At 74.1% G+C, this 6,113-nt stretch carries 9 protein-coding genes; 8 read left to right on the forward strand and 1 reads right to left on the reverse strand.

Going from position 1 to position 6,113, the window contains the following annotated elements; all coding sequences use genetic code 11:
- Nucleotide 1 precedes the first annotated feature (1 nt).
- The 8 genes from EBM89_RS06975 to EBM89_RS07010 all read left to right on the forward strand — a co-directional run bounded on the left by EBM89_RS06975 (nucleotide 2) and on the right by EBM89_RS07010 (nucleotide 5,193).
- Entirely contained in the window at nucleotides 2-370 is a 369-nt protein-coding gene (locus EBM89_RS06975) for a hypothetical protein (RefSeq protein ID WP_122148728.1), read from the forward strand.
- 4 nt (nucleotides 371-374) lie between these two features.
- Nucleotides 375-830 (forward strand): hypothetical protein, encoded by a 456-nt coding sequence (locus EBM89_RS21110; protein ID WP_158609542.1) that lies wholly within the window; start codon nucleotides 375-377, stop codon nucleotides 828-830.
- On the forward strand, nucleotides 827-1,486 hold the full coding sequence (locus EBM89_RS21115; RefSeq protein WP_158609544.1) for a PilW family protein: 660 nt from the start codon (nucleotides 827-829) through the stop codon (nucleotides 1,484-1,486). The genes EBM89_RS21110 and EBM89_RS21115 overlap by 4 nt, the downstream gene beginning before the upstream one ends.
- A complete protein-coding gene (locus EBM89_RS06985; protein WP_122148730.1) occupies nucleotides 1,486-2,439 on the forward strand; it encodes a hypothetical protein in 954 nt (317 codons plus the stop codon). The genes EBM89_RS21115 and EBM89_RS06985 overlap by 1 nt, the downstream gene beginning before the upstream one ends.
- A gap of 32 nt (nucleotides 2,440-2,471) precedes the next feature.
- Entirely contained in the window at nucleotides 2,472-3,251 is a 780-nt protein-coding gene (locus EBM89_RS06990) for a prepilin peptidase (RefSeq protein ID WP_122148743.1), read from the forward strand.
- Nucleotides 3,252-3,923: 672 nt separating this feature from the next.
- Nucleotides 3,924-4,445: a hypothetical protein gene (locus tag EBM89_RS07000; RefSeq protein ID WP_122148732.1), complete on the forward strand. Its 522-nt coding sequence runs from the start codon at nucleotides 3,924-3,926 to the stop codon at nucleotides 4,443-4,445.
- On the forward strand, nucleotides 4,436-4,924 hold the full coding sequence (locus tag EBM89_RS07005; RefSeq protein WP_122148733.1) for a hypothetical protein: 489 nt from the start codon (nucleotides 4,436-4,438) through the stop codon (nucleotides 4,922-4,924). Before EBM89_RS07000 ends, EBM89_RS07005 begins: the two co-directional genes overlap by 10 nt.
- On the forward strand, nucleotides 4,915-5,193 hold the full coding sequence (locus tag EBM89_RS07010; protein ID WP_122148734.1) for a hypothetical protein: 279 nt from the start codon (nucleotides 4,915-4,917) through the stop codon (nucleotides 5,191-5,193). Before EBM89_RS07005 ends, EBM89_RS07010 begins: the two co-directional genes overlap by 10 nt.
- Nucleotides 5,194-5,242: 49 nt before the next feature.
- Here EBM89_RS07010 and EBM89_RS21800 read toward each other — a convergent pair.
- A partial coding sequence (locus EBM89_RS21800) for a putative Ig domain-containing protein (RefSeq protein ID WP_199732015.1) occupies nucleotides 5,243-6,113 on the reverse strand: 871 nt, incomplete at its 5' end.

The raw sequence follows: 6,113 nt of genomic DNA on the forward strand, positions 1-6,113 counted from the left end.
CATGGCCACCTCGGAAGAGCTCGCGGAGCAGGTCACCCGCCTCGACGGCTACATCGCCAGCGCGCTGGTCGACCACACCAGCGGGATGACCCTGCAGAGCCAGAGCCGCACCGATTTCGACATCGAGCTCGCGGCGGCCGCCAGCACCGAGCTGGTACGCGCCGAGCTGCGCGTGCTGGAGCACCTCGGCGCCACCGACCACGTGCAGGACATCCTCATCACGCTCGGCGACCAGTACCACCTCATCTACATGCCGCAGATCGACTCGATGCGCGGGTTGTTCGCCTTCCTGGTGCTGGACCGGTCGCGGGCCAACCTGGCGCTGGCCCGACGCTTCCTGACCCAGGCGTCGGAGATCGCGGAGCTGTGACGTCGTGACCGCGCGCTCCCCGCGTCCGTGCCCGGACGGTCCGGACGGTCCGGACGCGGGCGTCGGCGTCGTCGAGGTGGTGGTGGCGATGAGCCTGGCCGTGCTGCTCGTGAGCTGGGTGGCGCCTGGTCTCACGACGGCGGTGATGACCTCGGCCCGCATGGCGGCGGTCGCGGCGGCGAACCAGCACGTCGCCGCGGCCCTGGACGGGGCGCGCGCGGAGCTGACGGCGAACTGCGCGGGCTTCCTCGGGGCTCCCGCACCGGCCACGCCGGTCGTCACGAACGACGACCGGCCCGACGGGCGTGCGGGCACGGTCCGCGTGCGCACCGAGCTCACGGGCGACTGCGACTCCGGGGATCCGGTGCTGGTCTCGGTGACCGCGACCACCCTCGGGGCGACGGGCTACCTCGCGGACGGCAAGGTGCTCGCGACGGCGACCACGCAGGTGCTCCCGTGAGCCGCCGACACCAGGCGACCACGCAGCGGCGGGCGGCGGCGGACGACGGCTTCTCACTGGCCGAGCTCATGGTCGCCTCCACGATCGGCCTGGTGGCGCTCACCGTCGTCAGCACGGCGTTCGTCATGGTCGTGCGGCACCAGGAGGCGGTGGTCGACGGTTCCCACCAGGTCGCCGACGCCCAGGTGGCGGTGGCCGACGTCCGGCGCGCGGTCCGCAACGCGGCGGCGGTGCAGGTCTCCGCGGACGGGCAGGGCCTGGTGGTACGGACCCGGGCGACGGACGGGACCGCCTGGGTCTGCCGGGGCTGGCGCTGGTCGGAGGACGGCACGTCGGGGAGCGGGACCCTCTACACGGTCGAGGCGGCGGACGGCGTCCACCTGGCCGACGTCGCGGGCGAGGCGGTGGACCCGTCGGGTGCCGCCCCCGCGCCTCCCACCACTGACCCGGTGGCGGCGGGTTGGCGCCCCGCCATCGACACCGTCACCCCTGCGGGCGCCGGGACCCCGCCGCGGGTCTTCGCCCCGGCGCCGCTCGGGCTCGTCCAGGTGGCGTTCACCGTCGAGCCCCGCACGACGCAGGGGTCCGCGACCGCGCTGAGCACTTCCGTCCTGCCGCTCCCGCAGGACGACCACGACCCCGGAGGGTGCTTCTGATGCGTGGCGATGGCGCGCGACCGGACGACGGCTACGTGCTGGCGTCGGTCATCGGGATGATGACGGTGCTGCTGCTGGTGGTGCCGATGGTCCTGGCGGCGACGATGTCGACGACGGGCTGGGCGACCGCTCAACGGGCGTCCGTGCAGGCCCGGGCGGCGGCCGAGGCGGGCATCGACATCGCGCGCGCGGCCTTCGCGGCGGGCGGGTCGTGGTGCGGCGTCGGCGGCACACTCAGCTCGTCCTTCACGGACCCGTCGTACGACGTGACGGTGTACTCGTCCTCCTCAGGGCCCGCGACGGCGTCCGGATCGCCGACCTGCCCCACGACCGGTGTGCGGGCGGACGACGCCGACCTCACCGAGGAGTTCGTCGAGGGGGACTGGCGTGAGGTGGTCTACGCCGCGCTCGCGCCCGGGCACTCGGTCTCGGACCTGTGCCACCTCACCGGTGCGGGGAGCGCGTTCGCCGGCCCGGTGGTGATCGCGCAGGCCACCCGGTTCGACACGCGCGCCGCCTGCCCGACCGGCATCTCGCTCGGCCTGGGTCTCCGCCTGGACCTCGGGGCCGACGCTGTGCTCGTGGCCGACGGGATCACGCAGACCGGCGACGTCGAGATCACCGCCTCCGGCGCGAGCCAGCACTCGCTGTACCTGGTCGACCCCTGGCCGGACGACCCGACGGCCACCTGCGACCCCCTCTCCACGGCGAACGGGATCGACCTCGCCTACGGCACGTGGGACCAGGGCCCGGGCGCGGCGGTGCTGCTGTCCACCCACCGAGGTGCCCGCATCGCCTCGTCGCCCACCGGGCTCGCCGGGCAGGTCGACGCGTGCACCGTCGACCTCCCCGTCGCCGCGTCGCTCACGCACGCGTCGGTGAGCGACAGCGCCGCGATCGACGTCAGCGGGTTCGCCGTGTGGGACCTCGCCTACGTCCGGGACCGGTCCTGAGCGCCGACGCGGGGCTGCCGGACCCCCTGCTCGTGCTGGTCGTCGGGGCCGGCCTGCTCGGTCTGCTGATCGGCTCGTTCCTCAACGTCGTCGTCTGGCGGGTGCCGCGGGGCGAGTCGGTGGTCCGGCCCCGCAGCGCCTGCCCCCGCTGCGGGCACCGCATCCGCGCGTGGGACAACGTCCCCGTGCTGTCGTGGCTCGTGCTGCGGGGCCGGTGCCGGGACTGCCGCGCGCCGATCAGTCCGCGCTACCCGCTGGTCGAGGCGGGGACGGCGGTGGTGTTCGTGGTCCTCGCGTGGTCGACGGGGTGGTCCTGGGCCCTGCCGGCGGTGCTGTACCTCGGGGCCGTGGCGGTGGCGCTCGCGCTGATCGACCTGGACGTGCGGCGGCTGCCGGACGCCCTGGTGCTGCCTGCCTACCCGGTGCTCGGGGTGCTGCTGCTGCTCGCGTCCTGGAGCCCCGGCGGCGCGTCCGACTGGGGGGCGCTGCTGCGTGCGGGTGCGGGCGGCGGGGTGCTGCTGCTCGCCTACGTCGCGATCGTGCTGATCCGCCCCGGCGGCATGGGGCTGGGCGACGTGAAGCTGTCGGGCGTGCTGGGGATGGCGCTCGCGTGGTGGGGCTGGGGCGCGTTCATCGTCGGCGCGTTCGCGGGCTTCGTGCTCGGCGGCGCGTACGCGGGGGTGCTGATGGTCGCGGGTCGGGCCCGACGGGGCACGGGCATCCCGTTCGGACCCTGGATGCTGCTCGGTGCCCTGCTGGGCGTCACCGTCGGGGAGCGGCTGTGGTCGGCCTACCTGGGGCTGCTCGGCTGAGCGGCGGCCTCACCCGGGTCTCCGTCGCGCCGGGATGGGATGCCCGCGGGGCCATCCGCGCTGGCTCCGCGACCCGCGCCGCCCGCATGGCGGGTCGCCACACGGGCGGCGACCCGGCGCGGCACCGCCTGGCGGGCGCCGCGCCGGACCCTGTCCCCGTGCTCCCGCGCGCCGGGGAGGGCGTCGAGCCCTGCCGTGAGGTCGTCGGGCAGCACCAGCGCCTCGGCGTGGTCGAGGCGGGTCCCCACGACCCGTCGGCCCGCGCGACGGCGACGGCGCCGGTGCCCGCAGCGCTGATGTGCCCGACGGCCTCCAGCCGGGCCACGTGCTGCTTGCTCGGCGCCGGCCACGCGCTGTTGGCATGCCGAGCCAGCGCATGGTCAGGCCGATACCGCCCATCCTGCGGAGCCGAACGTGCTTGGACTCGTCACCGTCCGTCGACCCTGACCGAGCGTGAACGCTTCCGACAGGGGGTTGCCCTCGTGGGAAACCTTGGTCGCTTTCGGCGCCTTGGGAGCCGGTCTGTACTTTGCCTCTCTCCGACCGTGTCCCCATCCACCGGCGTGCGTCCCGAGCCGGGTCGCAAGCCGCGCAGGGGCGGTGGTCGTGGCTTCATTGTCCGAGAGTGAAGGGTCTGTGGTGAAGGCACGAGTCGCAACGACGACAGCAGCGGTGAGCGCGGCGGTCCTCATGATGACGGTGGCGACGTCCGCCGCCGCCGAGCAGGGGCCATCGGCAGACGGTGCAGCGGACCAGGTGGCGCGGGTCGCGCCCGAGGCGGGCGCCGTCGGCCAGGTGACTCGCACGGGTTCGCGGCTCGTGGCCGAGGTCGACGGGGCCTCGATCACCGTCCCCACCGCGACAGCGGGCGAGGTCGCGATCACCGCGCCCGCTGCTGACGAGGTGCAGCCGCCTCTGGCGGCGCTGCCCGGGGTCGACCTCGAGAACGGCGACGTGGGCTTCTCGCTGAGCCTGCCTGCTGAGGTCGGCCCGGCCGAGGCGGAGGTCACTCGCGAGGGCCGGGTCGTCTACCAGCCGCACGACGGCGACACCGACGTCGTGGTGGAGACCAGGACCGACGGCGGCGTCCGGATCCAGACGGTCAGCAACGGCCCCGGAGCCCAACCCAGTACACCTACACCGTCGGTGAAGGGCTGCTCCCACAGCTGCTCGATGACGGCTCGGTGTCGCTGACCGTCCCCACCGGCGACCCCTCGCTGAGCGTCGAGGTCGGCACCCTCGCCGCTCCTTGGGCCTACGACGCGAACGGCGCCCCGGTCGCCACCTCCTACGAGATCGCCGGATCGCAGGTCGTCCAGCACGTCGAGCACACCGCCCCGGGCGTCGCCTACCCGGTCGTGGCCGACCCCACCGGCAGCATCGGCCTGGGGTACTACTGGCACTTCAACCGCGCCGAGACCAGAACGTTCCACGGATACGGGGTCGCAGGAGCCGCCGGCGCCACGACCGCCTGCGCGTTCCTCGGCAACCTCGGCGGACCCGTCGTGGCGGCCGTGATGGGATCCGGCTGCGCGATCGTGGCCGCCAAGGTGATTCACGCCGCCAGCGGCGCGGAGAACTCCCGACCCCACAAGTGCTTCTACATCCGCGTGACGACACCCACCGTGCTCGGCGTCACCACCGGGACCTACAAGGACCGCCGATGCCGCTAGCACCCCGCCCGGCCCCGGGCCGACAGCCGATCAACCCCGCGCGCGCCGTCCTGACCCCGTGGAACCGCGCAGCGACGTTCGTCGGCCTCCTCATGGCCGGGATCGGCCTGTGGGTGCTGGGCACCCAGGGACCCGACGCCGCCCGACCTGCGATGAACGTCGCCTGGGTGCCCTTCGTCATCGGCTTGATCCTCACGACGCGCTGGCAACGCCAAGCGCAACACCAGGCCGACGACAACGAGACAGAACAGCCCCCACCGGAGCAGTGACGACCGGCTTCCGACGGGCGCGGCCGGGCGGAGGGGCTGGCGGTTCGGGTCACGTGGCGCGAGTGCGGTGGCGCCACCAGAACGTTGCGGCGCCTGTGGTGAGCAGCCCCAGGGCCACCAGGGCGGTGGCCGGGGCTCTGGTACCGGTGACGGGCAGGGAGTCGTGCGTCGGGGGCTCCTGCTCGCCGTGGGCGTCGGGGTCGGCGGTTCCGGGCGCGGGAGTCGGGCTGGGTGTCACGGTCGCGTCAGGTCTCGGGATGGGTGCAGGTGAGGGCTGGACGGTCAGGGTCGTCGTGGCCGTCGAGGACGGCGAGGTGGCTGTCAGGGTGTAGTCCCCGGGGGCGGGAGCGATGAAGGCGAAGGTCACCGCACCGCCTGGCTCGGCGTCGGCTTGCCCGAGCAGCAGCGGCGCGGTGCGGGACGTTCCGGTCGCGGTGAACGTGACGCGCTCACCCGCGGCGAAGCCGCCACCGGTGACTGACACCTGCTGACCCGTGACAGCGCTACCGGTGTCGGCACCGGCTTCGATCCACGCCTGCGTCGGGGCGTCGGCCACGAGGATGCGGAAGTCGGCGGTCGCCTGGGGTGCTGTGCCGTTGGTCGCGGTCAGGGCGAACGCGAACGTCCCGGAGGCGGTGGGGGTGCCGGACAGCAGCCCTGTGTCCGCGTCGAGGTTCAGCCCGTCGGGCAGCGCTCCGCTCGTGACGTGAACCTGAGGGGCGGGGTCGCCGTCGGTGGTGAAGGTGTGCTCGTAGGGCTGGCCGACCACCCCCGCGGGCGGGTCGTCAGGGGCCAGGTTCGGCGGGGCGGTCACCAGGATCTCGAAGCTGCCGCGGGCTGAGGGCGTCGTGCCGTTGGTCGCGGTGAGATCGAAGGTGAAGGCTCCCGAGGCGGTGGGGGTGCCGGACAGCAGCCCTGTG

It is taken from the genome of Cellulomonas triticagri (assembly GCF_003696205.1).
Classification (GTDB): Bacteria; Actinomycetota; Actinomycetes; order Actinomycetales; family Cellulomonadaceae; genus Cellulomonas; species Cellulomonas triticagri.

What these genes read in the sequence shown, in the direction of transcription:
- EBM89_RS06975 (WP_122148728.1), top strand. Translation starts at nt 2, where the DNA reads ATGGCCACCTCGGAAGAGCTCGCGGAGCAGGTCACCCGCCTCGACGGC.
- EBM89_RS06985 (WP_122148730.1), top strand. Translation starts at nt 1,486, where the DNA reads ATGCGTGGCGATGGCGCGCGACCGGACGACGGCTACGTGCTGGCGTCG.
- EBM89_RS07010 (WP_122148734.1), top strand. Translation starts at nt 4,915, where the DNA reads ATGCCGCTAGCACCCCGCCCGGCCCCGGGCCGACAGCCGATCAACCCC.